Annotated in this window: 14 protein-coding genes; 11 read left to right on the plus strand and 3 right to left on the minus strand. The window is 61.1% G+C overall.

All coding sequences use genetic code 11. The annotated features are described in order from the left end of the window. Window positions 1-195: 195 nt before the first annotated feature. On the minus strand, window positions 196-1,047 hold the full coding sequence (gene nadC / locus VGE08_RS16510) for a carboxylating nicotinate-nucleotide diphosphorylase (RefSeq protein ID WP_331069013.1): 852 nt from the start codon (window positions 1,045-1,047) through the stop codon (window positions 196-198). Window positions 1,048-1,240: 193 nt separating this feature from the next. On the opposite strand from nadC, the gene VGE08_RS16515 reads away from it, so the two are divergent. The 4 genes from VGE08_RS16515 to rnt all read left to right on the plus strand — a co-directional run bounded on the left by VGE08_RS16515 (window position 1,241) and on the right by rnt (window position 3,566). Then, complete coding sequence (locus VGE08_RS16515; protein WP_331069014.1) at window positions 1,241-1,426, plus strand: DUF1289 domain-containing protein; 186 nt, start codon at window positions 1,241-1,243, stop codon at window positions 1,424-1,426. A 28-nt stretch (window positions 1,427-1,454) separates the two neighbouring features. Further along, on the plus strand, window positions 1,455-1,778 hold the full coding sequence (grxD, locus tag VGE08_RS16520) for a Grx4 family monothiol glutaredoxin (RefSeq protein ID WP_331069015.1): 324 nt from the start codon (window positions 1,455-1,457) through the stop codon (window positions 1,776-1,778). 109 nt (window positions 1,779-1,887) lie between these two features. Further along, window positions 1,888-2,934: a dihydroorotase gene (gene pyrC / locus VGE08_RS16525; RefSeq protein WP_331069016.1), complete on the plus strand. Its 1,047-nt coding sequence runs from the start codon at window positions 1,888-1,890 to the stop codon at window positions 2,932-2,934. 38 nt (window positions 2,935-2,972) lie between these two features. Further along, window positions 2,973-3,566: a ribonuclease T gene (rnt, locus tag VGE08_RS16530; RefSeq protein WP_349258726.1), complete on the plus strand. Its 594-nt coding sequence runs from the start codon at window positions 2,973-2,975 to the stop codon at window positions 3,564-3,566. 252 nt (window positions 3,567-3,818) lie between these two features. Here rnt and VGE08_RS16535 read toward each other — a convergent pair whose 3' ends face one another. Together VGE08_RS16535 and VGE08_RS16540 are read right to left on the minus strand one after the other, a co-directional pair. Further along, a complete protein-coding gene (locus VGE08_RS16535; RefSeq protein ID WP_331069018.1) occupies window positions 3,819-4,517 on the minus strand; it encodes an alpha/beta family hydrolase in 699 nt (232 codons plus the stop codon). Between the two features lie 3 nt (window positions 4,518-4,520). Continuing rightward, window positions 4,521-5,981 carry a M17 family metallopeptidase gene (locus VGE08_RS16540; protein ID WP_331069019.1) on the minus strand — a complete coding sequence of 487 codons (1,461 nt, stop codon included), beginning with the start codon at window positions 5,979-5,981 and terminating at the stop codon, window positions 4,521-4,523. Window positions 5,982-6,121: 140 nt separating this feature from the next. Here VGE08_RS16540 and aceE point away from each other — a divergent pair, with 140 nt between their 5' ends. From aceE to VGE08_RS16580, 7 genes are all read left to right on the plus strand, one after another. Then, on the plus strand, window positions 6,122-8,791 hold the full coding sequence (gene aceE, locus VGE08_RS16545) for a pyruvate dehydrogenase (acetyl-transferring), homodimeric type (RefSeq protein ID WP_331069020.1): 2,670 nt from the start codon (window positions 6,122-6,124) through the stop codon (window positions 8,789-8,791). Window positions 8,792-8,818: 27 nt separating this feature from the next. Further along, a complete protein-coding gene (gene aceF / locus VGE08_RS16550) occupies window positions 8,819-10,561 on the plus strand; it encodes a dihydrolipoyllysine-residue acetyltransferase (protein WP_331069021.1) in 1,743 nt (580 codons plus the stop codon). Continuing rightward, window positions 10,558-12,438: a dihydrolipoyl dehydrogenase gene (gene lpdA, locus VGE08_RS16560; RefSeq protein WP_349258723.1), complete on the plus strand. Its 1,881-nt coding sequence runs from the start codon at window positions 10,558-10,560 to the stop codon at window positions 12,436-12,438. The genes aceF and lpdA overlap by 4 nt, the downstream gene beginning before the upstream one ends. A gap of 444 nt (window positions 12,439-12,882) precedes the next feature. Continuing rightward, a complete protein-coding gene (locus VGE08_RS16565; protein ID WP_331069022.1) occupies window positions 12,883-13,449 on the plus strand; it encodes a sigma-70 family RNA polymerase sigma factor in 567 nt (188 codons plus the stop codon). Between the two features lie 23 nt (window positions 13,450-13,472). After that, complete coding sequence (locus VGE08_RS16570; protein ID WP_331069023.1) at window positions 13,473-14,564, plus strand: FecR family protein; 1,092 nt, start codon at window positions 13,473-13,475, stop codon at window positions 14,562-14,564. A gap of 2 nt (window positions 14,565-14,566) precedes the next feature. After that, entirely contained in the window at window positions 14,567-16,684 is a 2,118-nt protein-coding gene (locus VGE08_RS16575) for a TonB-dependent receptor (RefSeq protein ID WP_331069024.1), read from the plus strand. Further along, a complete protein-coding gene (locus tag VGE08_RS16580) occupies window positions 16,681-17,412 on the plus strand; it encodes a TonB-dependent receptor domain-containing protein (protein WP_331069184.1) in 732 nt (243 codons plus the stop codon). The genes VGE08_RS16575 and VGE08_RS16580 overlap by 4 nt, the downstream gene beginning before the upstream one ends. Window positions 17,413-17,430: the final 18 nt, after the last annotated feature.

Below are 17,430 nucleotides of genomic sequence, written 5' to 3' on the forward strand. Positions count from 1 at the left end.
GCAGGCCAGAAGAAAAATCAGCTACGGCTGCGTTGGACGCCCCTGTACGGAATTGCTCTATTTCTTTCCGGGCGGCCGGCCGCAGGCCAAAAGAAAAATCAACTGCGGCCGCGTTAGACGCCCCAGTGCGGAATTGATCTACCTCTTTCCTGGCTTGCCCGCCGCAGGTCAAAAGAAAAATCAACTGCGGCTGCGTTATGCGAACCGCATCGACAAGTCCACCGCCCTCACGTGCTTGGTGAGACCCCCAACCGAAACGAAATCGACACCCGTTTCCGCTACCGCGCGCAGCGTTTCCAGCGACATGTTCCCGGAGGCCTCCAACTCGATGCCCGCATTCGGATGCCCTCGAGTAATGCGCACCGCCGCCTTCAAGTCCTCATTGGAAAAGTTATCCAGCAGCACCCGATCAACCTTGGCCTGCAACGCCTGCTGTAACTCCTCCAGATTCTCCACTTCCACTTCCACCATCACCTTGCCGCTCACGCGACGCGCTTCCGCCACCGCCGCCGCAATCGAGCCCGCGGCGGCAATGTGGTTTTCCTTCACGAGAATGGCATCGAACAACCCGATGCGATGGTTGGTCCCGCCGCCACAACGCACGGCGTATTTCTGCGCCAGTCGCAATCCTGGAATGGTCTTGCGCGTATCGAGCACCCGACACTGAGTACCCTTCAACGCTTCGGCGTAGCGGGTCGTCTCGGTAGCCGTACCCGACAACAACTGCAGGAAGTTGAGCGCGCTACGCTCACCCGTCAGCAGCGCCCGCGACGGGCCGGACAGCTCGCATAGCACCTGATTGGCGCGAATCCGATCTCCGTCCGCAGCCTTCCAGGTCACTCGCACCTTCGAGTCGATTTGACGAAACACCTCGTCGAACCATGCCCGGCCGCACAAGGTCGCGTCTTCTCGCGTGATGACGGTGGCCGTGGAAGTGCGGTCCGCGGGGATCAGTTGCGCTGTCAGATCGCCGGTGGCGACGTCTTCCTCCAGGGCAAGGGCGACCGTGCGGGAGATGTAATCGGCGCTGGGCAGGTCAATCGACATGAAAATTCGTCCTCGAATACCAGACGCGAAAGATACGCTGGATTCGCCGGCCGCCAAAACGCGGCGCCGGCCCGAGCCGGGGTCCATGCTGCCCCGGGGCCGCTGGCGTACCCGGACTACGGCATTTGTCAGCAAAAAGCGTTTGAAGAATGGGGGAGGCGTCCCCATAATCCGGTTGTCAGCTCTTTCCGTCATGACGCCCCCGCCCCCTCCCGTCGCATCTCCCTGTGTCAAAGTCTGTGTACTCGATGCACGGAATGTCTGCGTCGGCTGCGGCCGCACCATTGACGAGATCAGCCAATGGTCGCGCCTGACGGAAGAGCAGCGGCGCCTGGTCGTGATCCGGGCGCAGCAGCGGCGCCGCGAGGCCGCTTCCTGAATCGATTCGAGCTTTATCGAGGTTTTGTATGGACGTCATCGAACGCATCAAGTCGCAGCTGTCCTCCAGCCCGGTCGTGCTGTACATGAAGGGGACGCCTGATTTCCCCCAGTGCGGCTTCTCGGCCGCGGCGGTGCGCGCGCTCGGCGCCGTGGGCGCGGAGTTCCAGCACGTCAACATTTTCGAGGATCCGGAGCTGCGCGAGGCGCTGAAGCAGTACTCGAACTGGCCGACCTACCCGCAGCTGTACGTCAATGGCGAGCTGATCGGCGGCTCCGACATCATCATCGAGATGTACAAGAGCGGCGAGCTGCAGAAGCTGATCGGCGAGGCCGCTAACGCCACCGGCTGATCGGTCGACAGGCCTCGGGGCCTCATCCTTATCCTCTCCCGCCCGAAATCGGACGGGAGAGGGTGAGTCCGGGCGAGCCTTCTGTGTCGCGGTCCCGTACACTTCCCGCATGACTCAGTTGACCCTGCTTCGTCCCGACGACTGGCACTTGCATGTGCGCGACGGTGCCCATCTCGCCAGCGTCGTTCCCTTCACCGCGCGGCAATTCGCTCGCGCCATCATCATGCCGAATCTCAAGCCGCCCGTGACTACGGTTGCGGCCGCCGCTGCGTATCGTGATCGCGTTCTGCAGGCCGTACCTGCTGGGCTGCGTTTCGAGCCGTTGATGACGTTGTATCTGACGGATTCGATCTCGCCGAAGGAGATCTTCACGGCGAAGCAAAGCGGCTTCGTCGTCGGCGCCAAGCTCTATCCGTCAGGCGCCACCACGAACTCCGATTTGGGCGTGACTGCCATCGAGAAGATCTTTCCCGTGCTCGAAGCAATGCAGGAAGCGGATCTGGTGCTCCAGGTGCATGGCGAGGTGACGGAGCACAGTGTCGATGTGTTCGATCGCGAGAAGGTGTTCATCGATCGCGTCATGGCGGACATCGTGGAGAGATTCCCGAAGCTGCGCGTGGTGTTCGAGCATGTGACGACGCGAGAGGGTGTGCAGTTTGTGAAAGGGACTCGTGCCGGTGTCGCTGCGACCATCACACCGCAGCATCTCTTGTTGAATCGCAATGCCATCTTTCAGGGGGGCATTCGTCCTCACAACTATTGCTTGCCAGTGCTCAAGCGCGAGCACGATCGTCAGGCGCTGCTCGAGGCGGCTACCAGTGACGATGCGCGATTCTTCTTGGGCACAGACAGTGCTCCGCATGCGCGTCATACCAAAGAGAATGCCTGTGGTTGCGCTGGTGTGTTCTCGGCGCATGCGGCCATCGAGTTGTACGCCGAAGCGTTTGAAGCGGCAGGTCGCTTGGATCGGTTGCAAGCGTTCGCCTCCGAACGCGGCGCGGATTTCTACGGCCTGCCGCGAAATACAACCAAGATCACTTTGAAGCGCACGGCCTGGTCGCCACCAGCCGTGTATCGATTTGGTAACGATGAGCTCACGCCGTTCAGAGCGGGCGAGAGCATTGCGTGGCAGCTGGCCGAGGAAATTCCGTCTTGAGCGAAGCAGCGAGTGTGGATGTCCAGGCCAAGCTGCCCATGGCTCGCCGCTTTCGCGGCTTTCTGCCTGTGGTCGTCGACGTCGAGTGCGGCGGGTTCAATCCCAACACCGATGCGTTGCTGGAGATTGCCGCGGTGCTGCTCGAGATCCAGGGCGACGGCACGCTGCTTCCTGGCGAGAGCTGGCGCTATCACGTACAACCCTTTCCCGGCGCGAATCTGGAACCGGCCTCACTCGCGGTGACCGGCATCGATCCGTTTCATCCGCTGCGTCCTGCGATTCCTGAGAAAGAGGCTTTGACCCGGCTGTTCAAGGAGATTCGCCGTGCGATGAAGGAGAACGATTGCACTCGCGCCATCCTGGTTGGTCACAACGCCTACTTCGACCTGAATTTCATCAACGCTGCCATCGCTCGCACCGAAATCAAACGCAATCCTTTTCATCCCTTCTCCAGCTTCGACACCGCCACGCTGGCGGGCGTTGCTTACGGGCAGACGGTGCTTGGCAAAGCGTTGCAGGCAGCAGGGATTGAATGGGATTCGGGCGCGGCGCATTCGGCGGCGTACGATGCGCAGAAGACTGCAGAGTTGTTCTGCAAGATCTGTAATACGATGAAGGCGGCGGTGGGGTAGGCCGAGCGGCTCGGTGCCCTCACCCCAACCCCTCTCCCCAAGGGAGAGGGGCTAAGGGGCTCGGTGCCCTCACCCCAACCCCTCTCCCAAAGGGAGAGGGGCTAAGACCCATCTCCCATCTCCTATCTCCCTCTCCCCTTCGGGGAGAGGGCCGGGGTGAGGGGGACGGCCATCACCCAACCCCTCTCCCAAAGGGGTGAGGGGCTTTAGGAAAATTAGCGGGACGGTCCAAGCCGTTCACCGCGTCACAATCTAGTCCAGTGTACCTGTCCAACTCGCGATGGCATCCGCGAGTTCTTCCATCACTTCACGATCATTGCGGCCCGAGCGGGCTAGAACATGGAATGAGTGATCGGCGCCTTCGATGCGTTTGAGTGTGGCGCGTGTTCCCAGCTTGTCGACGATAGGTTCGAGCAGAGTGAGGTCTGCGAGATCGTCGCGGGTTCCCTGAAGGAACAGCATGGGAATGTTTACTTGCGAGAGATGTGCGGCGCGTTCAACAGAGGGCTTCTTCGCGGGATGCAGGGGGAAGCCGACGAAAGCGAGTCCGCGCACGTGGGGCAGTGGACTTGCAGCTTGAGCTTGCGAAGTCATGCGGCCACCGAAGGACTTGCCGCCGGCAATCAATGCGACACCAGGTGCTTGTCTGCGGGCTTCCTCCACTGCGGCGCGGACAGTGGCATGACAAAGTGCGGGTGGATCGGGGCGCTTCGAGCCGAGCTCCATGTAAGGAAACTGATAGCGCAGCGTGCCGATTTGCCGCGACTCCAGGGCCGTCGCGATATCAGACATGAATGAGTGCGCCATTCCGGCGCCAGCGCCATGACCCAGTACGAAACAGGCGCGTGCTTTCGATGGCAGCTGCAGTAAAGCTGACACACGGAGGCCGGGTTTGACTTCTATGCTTAGCGGGCGCGCAATCGACGCGAACGATGGGTCGTCGCGACACATTCTTCACTCCCTGCGCGGTCTCTTGCCGCGACCGGCCGCGAGCAAGTCCTGCTCCAGCAGCAACTCCGCCATGTACCTGACACCGAATCCCGTGAAATCCGTCGGTACGTGCCCCAGTCCACCTGAGCGATTGCCGGCGGCGAGGTCGATATGGATCCAGGGAATTTCCTCGGGCACAAAGCGATTCAGAAAGCGCGCAGCGAGGATGTGATCACCTTTGCTGTCTTGGGTGCAGTGAAGGATGTCGGCAATGGAAGATTCCAGATCGCTGTCGAAATCCTCGTCCATTGGAAATGGCCACACGCGCTCGCCGCTTTCGCGGCCGGCGGTTTCGATAGTGCCGTGCCACTCGGGCCGATTGGTGAACGCCCCGCAGTAACGTTCTGTGAGCGCAGAGATGCACGTGCCGGTGAGTGTCGCGAAGTCGATGATCAAGTCTGGCTTCTCGCGAGACGCGATCGCGAGGGTGTCGGCGAGCACCATGCGGCCTTCTGCGTCGCTGTGCGCAACCTGTATGGTCACGCCATTCACGGCCCGCACGACTTCCTGCGGACGAAAAGCGTTCGGACCGATCTGGTTTTCAGTGATGGCCAGCCAGCAATCGATGTCATAAGGCACTTTGAGCCGCGTCAGCGCGAGCAGCGTGCCGACCGCGACGGCGCTGCCCTGCATGTCTTCATGCATCTGATACATGCTTTTGTGCTGCTTCAAATTGATGCCGCCCGTATCGAAACAAATTCCCTTGCCCACCAGCGCGAGCCGCTTGCGCGTGCCATCGCCGCCGGTGCGATAACGTAAGCGAACGATGCCGGCGTCTCGATGCTCGTTGGCGCGCGTTACCGCGAGAAAAGCGCCCGCGTTCAAGCGTTTCAAGGTGCGTTCGTCCAGAAGGGAAAAGGCCCAGCCTTCACGCTTGGCCAACTCGCGCAGCGCCTTTCGATAGTTGTTGGTGTTCAGCACGTTTGGCGGCAAGGTCGTGAGCCAACGCGCGAGGTGATTGCCGCGGTCGATCGCGACCGACAATTCCGCATCGATGTCCGGGCCATCACCGGTCAGAGTGAGCTGCGGCGGTTCGGGAGCTTTGGGCGCCTTCGATTTTATGACAGGCATCGGCGCCGTCGCTGCCAATGCCGCGGCGGTGACCGCTTCAAGCATCGCCGCGCTGTGCGAGGCTTCGAGCCCCTGCGTCGACACCAGCACTTTTGCGCCGGGCGGCGCGGACAATTCTTTCCAGGCGCGCGCGGCCAGCGAAAGGCGCTCGAACGCGGAACTTGAACGTTTTGCAAGCGCTACCACCACCGGTAGCGCTTCGTCGGTGAGCCGGGCACTGAGAATAGATACAGGCCCGCGCGCCTTGGCTTCTCGATACAGCCGCTGCCAGATTGCGCCAAAAGGCAGCTTGCCGAGCCCGGTTTCAGCGCGTTCGCGGTCGCAAATGACTATGCACGCATCGTGTTTTTTCATCGAGCTTTCGCTCAATGGCGCGCGCCGCTGAAAAATACGGATGTCGCGCTCTGCGGGAAGCAATTCCACCACAGCAGGTTCCTTGACCGAAAATTCTCAAACTCCGATGATACGCGGCCACCTTTTGCAGCACACCCGACATGTCCGAACCCTCCAGGTTTGATGATCTCGATCCCGAAGAGACCCGGGAATGGCTTGAATCGATCGACTCGGTGATCAAGGCGCAAGGCGCCCGCCGGGCGCACTTTCTGCTCGAAAGGTTGATCGACTTCACACGCCGCAGCGGCGCGTACCTGCCGTTCAAGCCGAATACCGCCTATGTGAACACCATTTCACCGGGGCAGGAACAGGAATACCCGGGCGATCGCAGCATCGAGCGGCGCATCGAAGCGTTCATTCGCTGGAATGCGATGGCCATGGTGGTGCGCACCAACCGCCAGAGCTCGGAATACGGCGGACACATCGCCAGCTACGCGTCGTCGGCCACCATGTACGAAGTGGGTTTCAACCACTTCTGGCGCGCGCCGTCGGAAAAGCATCCCGGCGACATGATCTACATCCAGGGTCACGTCGCGCCGGGCATCTATGCGCGTGCCTACCTCGAGGGGCGTTTGACGGAAGAGAACCTGTACTACTTCCGCCAGGAAGTGGCCAGCCCGGAAAAGGGCCTGAGCTCGTATCCGCATCCCTGGCTGATGCCGGACTTCTGGCAGTTCCCGACCGTGTCCATGGGCCTCGGTCCGATGATGGCCATCTACCAGGCGCGCTTTCAGCGCTACCTCGAGCACCGCGGCATCGTGCCGGAGACCGACCGCAAGATCTGGGCGTTCCTCGGCGACGGCGAAATGGACGAGCCCGAGTCGATGGGCGCGATCACCATGCCGGTGCGCGAGAAGCTCGACAATCTGGTCTTCGTCATCAACTGCAACCTGCAGCGGCTCGATGGTCCGGTGCGCGGCAACGGCAAGATCATCCAGGAGCTGGAAGCCGCGTTCCTGGGCGCGGGCTGGAACGTCATCAAGGTCATCTGGGGCTCGCGTTGGGACCCGCTGCTGGCCAAGGACACCAAGGGCCTGCTGCGCCGGGTGATGGAGGAGTGCGTCGACGGCGAATACCAGAATTTCAAGGCCAAGGGCGGCGCCTACACGCGCGAGCATTTCTTCGGCAAGTATCCAGAGCTGAGGGAAATGGTCGCCAACATGTCCGACGACGACATCTGGCGCCTGAACCGCGGCGGCCACGACTACAAGAAGGTCTGGAATGCCTATAACGCGGCCGTGAATCACAAGGGCGCGCCCACCGTCATCCTGTGCAAGACCGTCAAGGGCTTCCTGATGGGCAAGTGGGGCGAGAGCCAGAACATCACCCACCAGCAGAAGAAGCTCGACGACGAGGCGCTGAAGGAATTCCGCAAGCGCGTCCACATCGACATTCCGGACGAGCAGCTCGCGCAGTCGCCCTTCCAGCGGCTGCCGGAAGACAGCGAGGAGATGAAGTATCTGCGCGAGCGCCGCGAGCGCCTCGGCGGCTCGCTGCCGCAGCGTCGCGCAAATGCGCCGTCGTTGGTGATTCCGCCGCTGGAGACGTTCGATTCGCTGTTGCAGTCTTCGGGCGAGCGCGAGTTCTCCACCACCATGGCGTTCGTGCGCATCCTGCAGATGCTGGTGAAGGACAAAAACATCGGCAAGAACATCGTGCCCATCGTCCCGGACGAGGCGCGCACCTTCGGCATGGAGGGCATGTTCCGTCAGATCGGCATCTATTCCTCCATGGGCCAGCTGTACACGCCTCAGGATGCCGACCAGCTCATGTTCTACAAAGAAGACAAGAAGGGGCAGATCCTGGAGGAAGGCATCAATGAAGCGGGCGCCATGTGCTCTTTCATCGCGGCCGGCACCTCGTACGCCAACAACAATGTGAACATGATCCCGTTCTTCATCTATTACTCGATGTTCGGGTTCCAGCGCATTGGCGATTTCATCTGGGCGGCGGGCGACAGCCAGGCGCGCGGCTTCCTGCTCGGCGGCACTTCGGGCCGCACCACGCTGGCGGGCGAGGGCTTGCAGCACCAGGACGGCCACAGCCACCTCGCGGCCAGCACGATTCCGAACTGCGTCGCCTACGATCCGACGTTTGCGTACGAGCTTGCAGTGATCATCCAGGACGGCATGCGCCGCATGTTCGCCGAGCAGGAAGACGTCTTCTATTACCTATCGGTGATGAACGAGAACTACGCGCACCCTGCCATGCCGAACGGCGCGGAGGTGGGCATCCTCAAAGGCATGTACCTGCTGCAGTCTGGCGGCAAGGGCAAGGTGCGCGTGAACCTCATGGGTTCGGGCACCATCCTGCGCGAAGTGATCAAGGCTGCCGAGATCCTGGAGAAGGATTACGGCGTGCCCGCCGACGTGTTCAGCGCGACCAGCTTCTCCGAGCTGCGCCGCGAAGCGTTGGATATCGAACGCAGAAACCTGCTGAATCCTGACGCGCCGCAAGGTGTGCCGTATGTGCGGCAGGTGCTTGGCGATCGCGCCGGTCCCTTCATCGCGGCGACGGACTACATGCGCATCGTGGCCGATCAAATACGTCAGTGGGTCCCTGGACGTTTCATCGTGCTCGGCACGGATGGATACGGCCGCAGCGACTCGCGTGCCGAGCTTCGCCGGCACTTCGAGGTGGACGCGGCCCACATCGTCGTGGCTTCGCTGCGTTCGCTTGCGGACGAAGGCAAGCTCGACATGGCGACCGTGAAAGCGGCCATCAAGAAATTCAACATCGATCCGGACAAGCCGAATCCGGTGACGCAGTAAGGCGCCCGGTTACTCAAGCAATCAAGCATGGCAACAGATATCAAAGTCCCCGATCTCGGCGACTTCAAGGACGTCGAAGTCATCGACGTGCTGGTCAAGCCTGGCGATCAAGTCGACGTCGACACGCCGCTGCTGACGCTGGAAACCGAGAAGGCGACCATGGACGTGCCGTCGACGGCCGCCGGCGTGATCACCTCGCTCGCTCTGAAAAAAGGCGATCGCGTTTCCAAGGGCAGTTTGATCGGACAGATGGAGCCTGCTGGCAGCGCCGCGCCGCCACCGGCCGCGCCGACGAAGAAGAGCGGCACGGCGGAAGAGCCCGTCTCCACGCACTCTCTGAGCATCGAAGCCTCGGAGCGTAATGCCGCGCCGAGCGCCCCGGCGGCGAGCCCGCCTGCCTCGAACGACAAGCCCGCTTCCGGTGGCGGCGAAGTGCGTGTCCCCGACCTGGGTGACTTCAAGGATGTGGAAGTCATCGACGTGCTGGTCAAGCCCGGCGACCGTGTCGAAGTGGATACGCCGTTGCTGACGCTGGAGACCGAGAAGGCGACCATGGATGTGCCTTCGACGGCGGCGGGCGTCGTCAAATCGCTGGCCTTGAAGAAGGGCGATCGTGTTTCCAAGGGCAGCTTGATCGCGCAGTTGGAAGGCGGCGCCCCCGAGGCTCCTGTCTCCAAGCCATCTGCCAAGGCAGAACCGGAGAAGAAGGCGAGCCCGGAACGCGTAGAGGCACCGCCGGCGAAGGCTGCCGCCACTCCGCCGCCTGCAAAGAAGACCGAGGCGCCGGCTCCCGCCCCCTCGGCTGCGAAAGCGCCGACGGGTCTGCCGCCAATCGATGAAGCCGGCTTTGCGCGTGCTTACGCCAGCCCATCGGTGCGCAAGTTCGCTCGCGAGCTCGGAGTCGATCTGACGCGCATCAAAGGCACGGGCCCGAAGTCTCGCATCACACCCGACGACGTGAAGGCGTTCGTCAAACAGGCGCTCACGTCCAGCGCGCCGGCTGCTGCTGCGACTGCTGGCGGCACCGCGCTGCCGAAGATTCCCGAAATCGATTTCTCGAAGTTCGGCGAGATCGAGGTCAAGCCGCTCAGCCGCATCCAGAAGATTTCCGGTCCGCATCTGCAGGCCAGCTGGCTGAACATTCCGCACGTGTGGCAGATGGACGAGGCCGATATCACCGAGCTGGAAGAAACCCGCAAGCGTTTGAAGGGCGAGTCCGAGCAGCGAGGCATCAAGCTCACGCCGCTGGCGTTCGTGCTGCGCGCTTGCGTCAAGGCGCTGCAGGAATTCCCGATCGTCAACAGCTCGCTGGAGCCGTCGGGCAAGAACCTGATCGTCAAGAAGTATATGAATCTCGGCTTCGCCGCCGACACGCCGGGCGGGCTGGTCGTGCCGGTGATCAAGGATGCCGACAAGAAGGATATCTACGAGATCGCGCGCGAGCTGACGACGCTTTCCGAGAAAGCCCGTGCAGGCAAGCTGACGATTGCGGAGATGCAAGGCGCGACCTTCACCGTCTCCAGCTTGGGCGGCATTGGCGGCGTCGGCTTCACGCCGATCATCAATGCGCCGGAAGTCGCGATTCTCGGCGTGGCCAAGTCGAGCATGAAGCCCGTCTACAAGGACGGCCAGTTCGTGCCGCGCCTGATGCTGCCGTTCACATTGGCCTACGACCATCGCGTGATCGACGGCGCTGCCGGCGTGCGCTTCACCACCTTCCTGGCGCAGAAGCTCGCCGACGTTCGTGGACTCATCGAGGCTGTTCCGTGACCCAAGTGACTGTCCCCGATCTCGGCGACTTCAAGGATGTGGAAGTCATCGATGTGCTGGTCAAGCCCGGCGACGAGGTCGCGCTGGAAACGCCGCTGATCACGCTGGAGACCGAGAAGGCGACGATGGATGTGCCGTCGTCGTCGGCTGGTATCGTGAAGTCCGTCGCGGTGAAGAAGGGCGATCGGGTTTCCAAGGGCAGCTTGATTCTGGAGGTCGAGGCCGCGGGCGCCGCTGCCCAAAGCAAGAAGGCCGAGCCAGCGCCGGCTGCGGAACAAGCACCGAAGGCAGAGAAGGCTCCGGCCGCGGAAGAGGATGTTCCGTTCACCGAGACCATCGTCCGAGAAGAGCCCGCTGCCGCTTCGAGCGCGCAAACATCCGCTGCGCCGGCGGCGACGTCAGTTTCCGGCGGCTCGTATGATTTCGACATGGTCGTGATCGGCGCCGGTCCCGGCGGATACACCGCCGCGTTCCGCGCCGCCGACCTTGGCATGAAGGTCGCGCTGGTCGAGCGCTGGCCGCAGCTCGGCGGCGTATGTTTGAACGTCGGCTGCATTCCTTCCAAGGCGTTGCTGCACGCCGCGAAGGTGATCGAAGAAGCTCACGAGATCGAGACCGCTGGCATCACTTTCGGCCAACCGCAGATCGATGCAACGAAGCTGCGCGCTTGGAAAGGCAAAGTGGTCGGCAAGCTCACCGGCGGTCTGAGCATGCTCGCCAAGCAGCGCAAGGTGGAAGTGATTCGCGGCATCGGCCGGTTTGTATCGCCGCATGAGATTTCCATCGCCAATACCGACATGACACCGACCACGACGGTGTTGTCGAAGGGCGAGAATGCACCGGGCGAAGGTGCGCGCAAGATCTCGTTCAAGAACTGCATCATCGCCGCGGGCTCTGAATCGGTGCGCTTGCCTGGTTTGCCGAACGATCCGCGCATCATCGATTCCACGGGCGCGCTCGATCTCGATCTGCCCAAGCGCATGCTGGTGATCGGTGGCGGCATCATCGGGCTGGAGATGGCCTGCGTGTACGACGCGCTCGGAACGAAGGTCAGCGTCGTCGAGCTCACCGAGGGACTGATTCCTGGGTGCGATCGTGACCTGGTGCGGCCACTGGAGAAGCGCATCAGCAAGCGCTACGAAAAGATCATGGTGAAGACCAAGGTCACCCAGGTCGAAGCCCTGAGAGAAGGTATTCGCGTCACGTTCGAAGGTGAGCAGGCGCCGGAACCGCAGATTTACGACAAGGTGCTGGTGGCTGTCGGCCGCAGCCCCAACGGCAAGAAGATCACTGCCGAGGCTGCGGGTGTGAAGGTCAACGAGCGCGGCTTCATTCCCGTCGACAAGCAGATGCGCACCAATGTGCCGCACATCTTCGCGATCGGCGACATCGTCGGTCAGCCCATGCTTGCTCACAAAGCGTCGCACGAGGGCAAGCTCGCGGCGGAGGTTGCGTACGGCGAGAAACGTTACTTCGATGCTCGCGTGATTCCGTCAGTTGCTTACACCGATCCGGAGATCGCGTGGGTCGGCGTGACCGAGACGGAAGCCAAGGCCAAGGGCATTGCATTCGAGAAGGGCAGCTTCCCGTGGTCCGCGAATGCGCGCTCACTCACGCTCGGTCGCGACGATGGCATGACGAAAGTGTTGTTCGATCCACAGACTCATCGTGTCATCGGTGGCGGCATCGTCGGTCCGAACGCCGGTGATCTCATCTCCGAGCTTGCGCTGGCGATTGAAATGAACTGCGACGCCGCCGATCTCGGTCTGACCATTCATCCGCATCCGACCTTGTCCGAGACCATCATGCTCGCGGCGGAAGCGTTCGAAGGCACGCTCACCGATCTATACGTGCCGAAAAAGAAAGCCGCTCGCTAGCAACGCTGCTCCGATCGCTCGCGCGATCTTCGTTCGTGGCGCGGCTGTGCAATCAGCCGCGCCACGATGCAAATATTCCTGCTCGGTCACCGCCCTCCGGTCGTTGTTCAGCGACGCCGCGTGCAATGCGGCAGCCATTTCTGCCGTTTAATTTTAAGGTATTGCGCCACAAGAAATTTTTCGGAAATTTCAGGGGGGATTGGTGGCGCTGAAACCGGTCTTCCCCAGTGGTAATCCCTCTTTGCGTAACATGCCGCGGCCAGGATAAAACTCAGGTGCGCTGCTGAATGTAATACAAGAAGAGTGGTCGCAGGCTCGGCTCCTACAAGGCTCGTGATCCATTGCCGGAGAATTGGGGAAACAATGTCGTCTTCGAATACACCCAGGCGCGGCGACCGCTCGGCTGCAGAAAGCTCGGCTACGTCCGATGCAGAACAAACGTCCGTGACCGCTGGCGACAAATCGGAATCGAGCGCTGACGATTCCAACTATGTCGCCCCCGGCGCCGATAACCGTATAGCGCAGTGGTTCAAGGATTGGCGTCAACCCGTGAAACATTGGCTGTCACGCCGCGCGTCCGTGCCGGCAGCGGAGCTGGATGATCTGGCGCAAGAAGTCTTCGTGCGTCTGCTGCGTTATAGCGAAAGGACTACCGTCCAGAATCCATTGGGCTACCTGCTTCGCATTGCGGGTAATGTGGCCAGCGAGTGGCGGGAACGCGCGCGCGTCGCGAGGCCGCACGATCAGGAATGGCTCGATGACCTGCTGATCGAGTCCGAGCAGGAACCCGAAAATTCCGTAAGCCAGAAGCACACCGATGAAAGTGTGAAGAGGGCTGTCGATAGGTTACCGGTGCGGCAGCGGCAAGTGCTGCTGCTGCGTATAAACGAGGGCTTGACTTACAAGCAGATCGCGGCACGGCTCGGGCTGTCACCGCGCATCGTGCTCAGAGATCTGACTCGCGCCTACGGTCAGTTGCGCACCTGGTTCGATCGCCAAGACCTCCAGTGACGGATGCACACGAGGGCAATGCCATGTCCTTGGACTCGGATCGCAAGCAGATCGTGGCTCAGCAAGCCGCGTACTGGTATTGCCGCTGGTTCGATGAACGGCGGATGCCGCGCGCCGATCGTCTGAAGTTGGTCCGCTGGCGGAAGTTCTCGCCGGAGAATGTCACTGCCTTCCTGAGATTGGCCGAGATCGACGGCATGCTGGCGCAGTGCAAGCTGCGGGACTGCATCGGTGGCTCCCAGGAATCGAACATCATCGAGCCCGACTTTGGCGCGGGCATCGGTCAGTATGACTATCAGCCGAGCGAGTCCGTCAGCGACGTGGTAATCCGGAAAAACAAGATCAGTGACCCCGGGTCCTGGCGGAAAATGCTGTCGTCGACGTGGGCCAAGGCCGCCGCCGTGGCGATGTTGGCAGTGGCGACGTCGTTTACGTACTTTGCATTCAATGGAATGTCCGGGCGTGTCGTCGAGACACAGGCGGCCCAGTGGCAACGCGTGACGCTCGACGACGGCAGCATTGCTCATCTCGACGCTCGCACTCGCATCAGAGTCGAGTACACCGCGGAGCGACGCGTCATTCATCTCGATCACGGCTGGGCATTCTTTGATGTCGTGAAGGAGAGCCGGCGGCCGTTCGTTGTGAACGCCGCTGGTATCGAGGTTACGGCGGTGGGTACGCGCTTCGGCGTGGAAGTCGACAAGGGTGTCAGGACCATCGTGCAGGATGGCATTGTCAAGGTCACGGCGCGCGACGGGCGAGAGGGATCGGCTGTCTTCCTGCACAAGGGCCAGCAACTGTATGTGCAGCCCGCGGCCCGCTCCACACTCTCCGTAGCAAACATCGCCGAAGTGGACGCAACGCGCGAGTTGTCGTGGGTGACGGGCCGCCTCGAAATGAGAAACACGACGCTCGGCGAGATCGTGCGTCAATTCAATCGCCGTCATGAAATACAAGCCGATATCAAGAGTGCCGAGCTTGCCAGTCGGCCGGTCGACCTCGCGCTGATGTATGTCGACAACGTCGAGGATTTCATCGAGGTGATGGAAAGCCGGGGAGTAACCGTGACTAGAGATGGCTCGACTCTGCTGCTGCGTGCTTCAGGGAACAAGTAGTCGTGTCTCACGGCGGTTGGGGCATCCTGCGGACGGTGCTCGTCGCACTGCTCAGCGCGTGGTTCGGTCGCGCTGCCGCGCAGGGCGAAGAGATGGAATCGCCAATTGCCATCCGTATCAACCGTAGCCCGCTGATCGAGGCGATCAAGCAGTTCTCGGAACAGACGGGCATTCAGGTCACTGCCGATTGGGAGCCGCCGGGTGTCGAGGATCGACCGGTGGACGATATCAACGAATCACTGACTCCCCAAGTGGCGCTCGGCCGCATTCTTGACGGCACCGGCCTCGTGGCGAAATGGCACGGTCGCAGGACGGTGCGGATTTATCCGGTTGTAGCGCCGCACGGCTATGGCAACGTGACGGCGATGGTCGTCACCGGAAGCCGAATTCCTGATGAGAAGGAGGGGCCGGCACCGGTTCGTGTTTACGGGCGCGAAGAGATCGATCGACTCGGAGCTCGTAGCGTGGCCGACTTGGCGAGCTATTTCACGCAACAAGCGTTCTCCACGAGTGACTGGTCGCATGCGGCCGGAGCTCAATACTTTCAGATGAGAGGGTTGGGCGTAGATACCACGCTGGTGCTCATCAACGGCCGGAGAGCCTCACCGAGTGCGTCCAGCGTCTCGGTGAACGCCTTCGATCTGAACGCCATTCCGATCACCGCGGTAGACCGGGTCGAGGTCATGTCTGATTCAGCGTCAGCTATCTATGGCGCGGATGCAATCGGCGGTGTCGTAAACATTATCCTGAAAACGAACATCGAGTCGCCGGAGCTGCACCTGCATTACGGGACTTTGGCGGGCGGCGGGGAGGAGCGGCGCGCTGCTGGCTCCTTTGGCAAATCCAGCGAGCGTTTCAAGGCTGCGCTCACATTCGATTATTTCGAACGAGGCATGCTCGTTGGCGCCGATCGTGATCTTTGGAGAGACCAGGACTACGGGCGTTTCGGTGGCACCGATTACAGAGTGCCCACGGCAAATCCCGGCAACGTCTACTCCCTAACCGCCGAACCGCTTCCGGGACTACAGACGCGCCAGGCGTCGGTTCCCGTGGGTAGCACGGGCGTTGGGCTGACGCCCGATGCCTTCTCATCGACGGCTGGAGTGCTGAGCCTGGATAGTGCCATGGCAGCCTGGTCCATCGTACCGGCGTCAGACCGAAGATCTGTGTTTGGTTCGGCTGAATTCTCGCCGCGCCAGAGTTGGTCAGTTTTTGGTGAAGCACTTTGGACGCGCTCCGGCGCTGTCGCCCTCAGTGGCTTGCCGGCATTGGTGGGACAGATCGTCCCCGAGGACAATCCATACAACCCGTTCGGCGTGGCGGTAGCTGTGGACTATTCCATGGCAGGGATGAAGCCCATAACAAGGCAGTCGACCACGGATCTCGGCAGATTCGTGCTCGGAGCGCGCAGCAATCGGCAGCGCTGGGACTGGGAGCTGGTGCTTACCGCGAGTGATGAGAAATTTGACTTAGTAAGGTTCAACGAGTTGGATCTCGCTCTCGTTCAGGCGGCGTTAGAGCCGAATGCACCGGGGGGAGTGTTGAACTTGTTTTCAGACGGACCTGCGGGAGACGCTGCTCTGTTGTCATCGTTGGTGGGCAGGCCCCTGGATTTCGCCTATTCCACGGAAGCCTTGCAGCTTTCGGGATTCGTGCAGGGCGAGTTGTTCGATGCGCCTGGCGGTGCAAGCAAGTTTGTCGTCGGAGGCGAGTGGCGGCAAGAGAAAGTCAGTTTCTTCGATGGGGCGACTGCGGAGGAAGGAATTGACGTGAAGGGAAGACGTGACATCGCGTCTTGGTTTGCTGAAATCAAGCTGCCGCTGCTTGAAAAGCTGTCAATCAAGCTGGCCGTGCGAGGGGACGCCTATGAGGCGAGCAAAGACTCGATCAACCCTCAGTATGGTCTCGTCTGGCGCCCGACACGGGACTGGTTGATACGCGCGGCATATGGGAGGAGCTTTCGGCCTCCGTCTTTGTTGGAGCTCCTTACGCTCAATCCGGAATACGTGCTACCCGTTGTCGACCTGCGTCGCGGGGGGGCCATATCTAACGTCAGAGTTAAGACGGGGGCAACCCGGAGCTCGATAACGTGGCGGCGCACTCAATTACAACTGGCGTGACGTACCAGCCAAGCTGGTGGCCTGGGTTCAAGCTCGGGGTTCACTACTGGAAAGTTGCCATGGAAAACCGCATCGTCTCTCCTCGGAGCGCAGCTTTGGATGCTCTAGAAGGTTCATTCCCAGACCGCGTCCGGCGGTCGCTGCCCGCTGAGGAAGACAGGTTGGCTGGGTGGCCGGGTCCGATCGAGTCCATCGACATGTCACTACTGAACTACGGAAGGCTGGAGACTGATGGAATCGATTTTGATCTGTCGTATGACGTAGATGTGAAACTGGGTCACCTCAAGTCGGCATTTGCGGTTACCTGGGTGGATCAGTACGCGTCCCAAGAGATCGGTTCGATCTTCCCGGAAGATCGAGTTGGCATTGCAAACATCCAAGGCACAATTCCGAGGTGGCGCCTGATCGGCTCGTTGGCTTGGGAGAGGCAGGGTTGGGGTGCCTCCGCCGTGGCATCGTTTATACCGCGGTACCGCGATTCTGGCCCCAACGGTGTGCTCGATCGGCATCTGCCGTCCCGCACGATCGTTGATCTACAAACTTGGGTCAAGCTTGATCAGGTGTTTGGTTCCAGAGCGTTCGATGAACTGAAGGTGACAGGCGGCGTGTTGAATCTGTTCGACAAAGAAGCAGACTTTGCCAATGTCGGTCGTTTTTTTGGCTACGATCCATCGATTGCCAAGTTGCAGCAACGGTTTGCATACGTTCGGATAGCAAAAGGATTCTAGCGGTCAAGGCGCAAGAGG

It is taken from the genome of Steroidobacter sp., assembly GCF_036406195.1.
In the GTDB taxonomy this organism is placed as follows: Bacteria; Pseudomonadota; Gammaproteobacteria; order Steroidobacterales; family Steroidobacteraceae; genus Steroidobacter.

Bases quoted from the DNA above. Each gene is read 5' to 3' on its own strand.
- VGE08_RS16535 (WP_331069018.1), bottom strand. From the start codon at position 4,517: ATGTGTCGCGACGACCCATCGTTCGCGTCGATTGCGCGCCCGCTAAGC.
- grxD (WP_331069015.1), top strand. From the start codon at position 1,455: ATGGACGTCATCGAACGCATCAAGTCGCAGCTGTCCTCCAGCCCGGTC.
- rnt (WP_349258726.1), top strand. From the start codon at position 2,973: ATGGCTCGCCGCTTTCGCGGCTTTCTGCCTGTGGTCGTCGACGTCGAG.
- VGE08_RS16515 (WP_331069014.1), top strand. From the start codon at position 1,241: ATGACGCCCCCGCCCCCTCCCGTCGCATCTCCCTGTGTCAAAGTCTGT.
- nadC (WP_331069013.1), bottom strand. From the start codon at position 1,047: ATGTCGATTGACCTGCCCAGCGCCGATTACATCTCCCGCACGGTCGCC.
- pyrC (WP_331069016.1), top strand. From the start codon at position 1,888: ATGACTCAGTTGACCCTGCTTCGTCCCGACGACTGGCACTTGCATGTG.
- VGE08_RS16540 (WP_331069019.1), bottom strand. From the start codon at position 5,981: ATGAAAAAACACGATGCGTGCATAGTCATTTGCGACCGCGAACGCGCT.
- VGE08_RS16570 (WP_331069023.1), top strand. From the start codon at position 13,473: ATGTCCTTGGACTCGGATCGCAAGCAGATCGTGGCTCAGCAAGCCGCG.
- aceF (WP_331069021.1), top strand. From the start codon at position 8,819: ATGGCAACAGATATCAAAGTCCCCGATCTCGGCGACTTCAAGGACGTC.
- aceE (WP_331069020.1), top strand. From the start codon at position 6,122: ATGTCCGAACCCTCCAGGTTTGATGATCTCGATCCCGAAGAGACCCGG.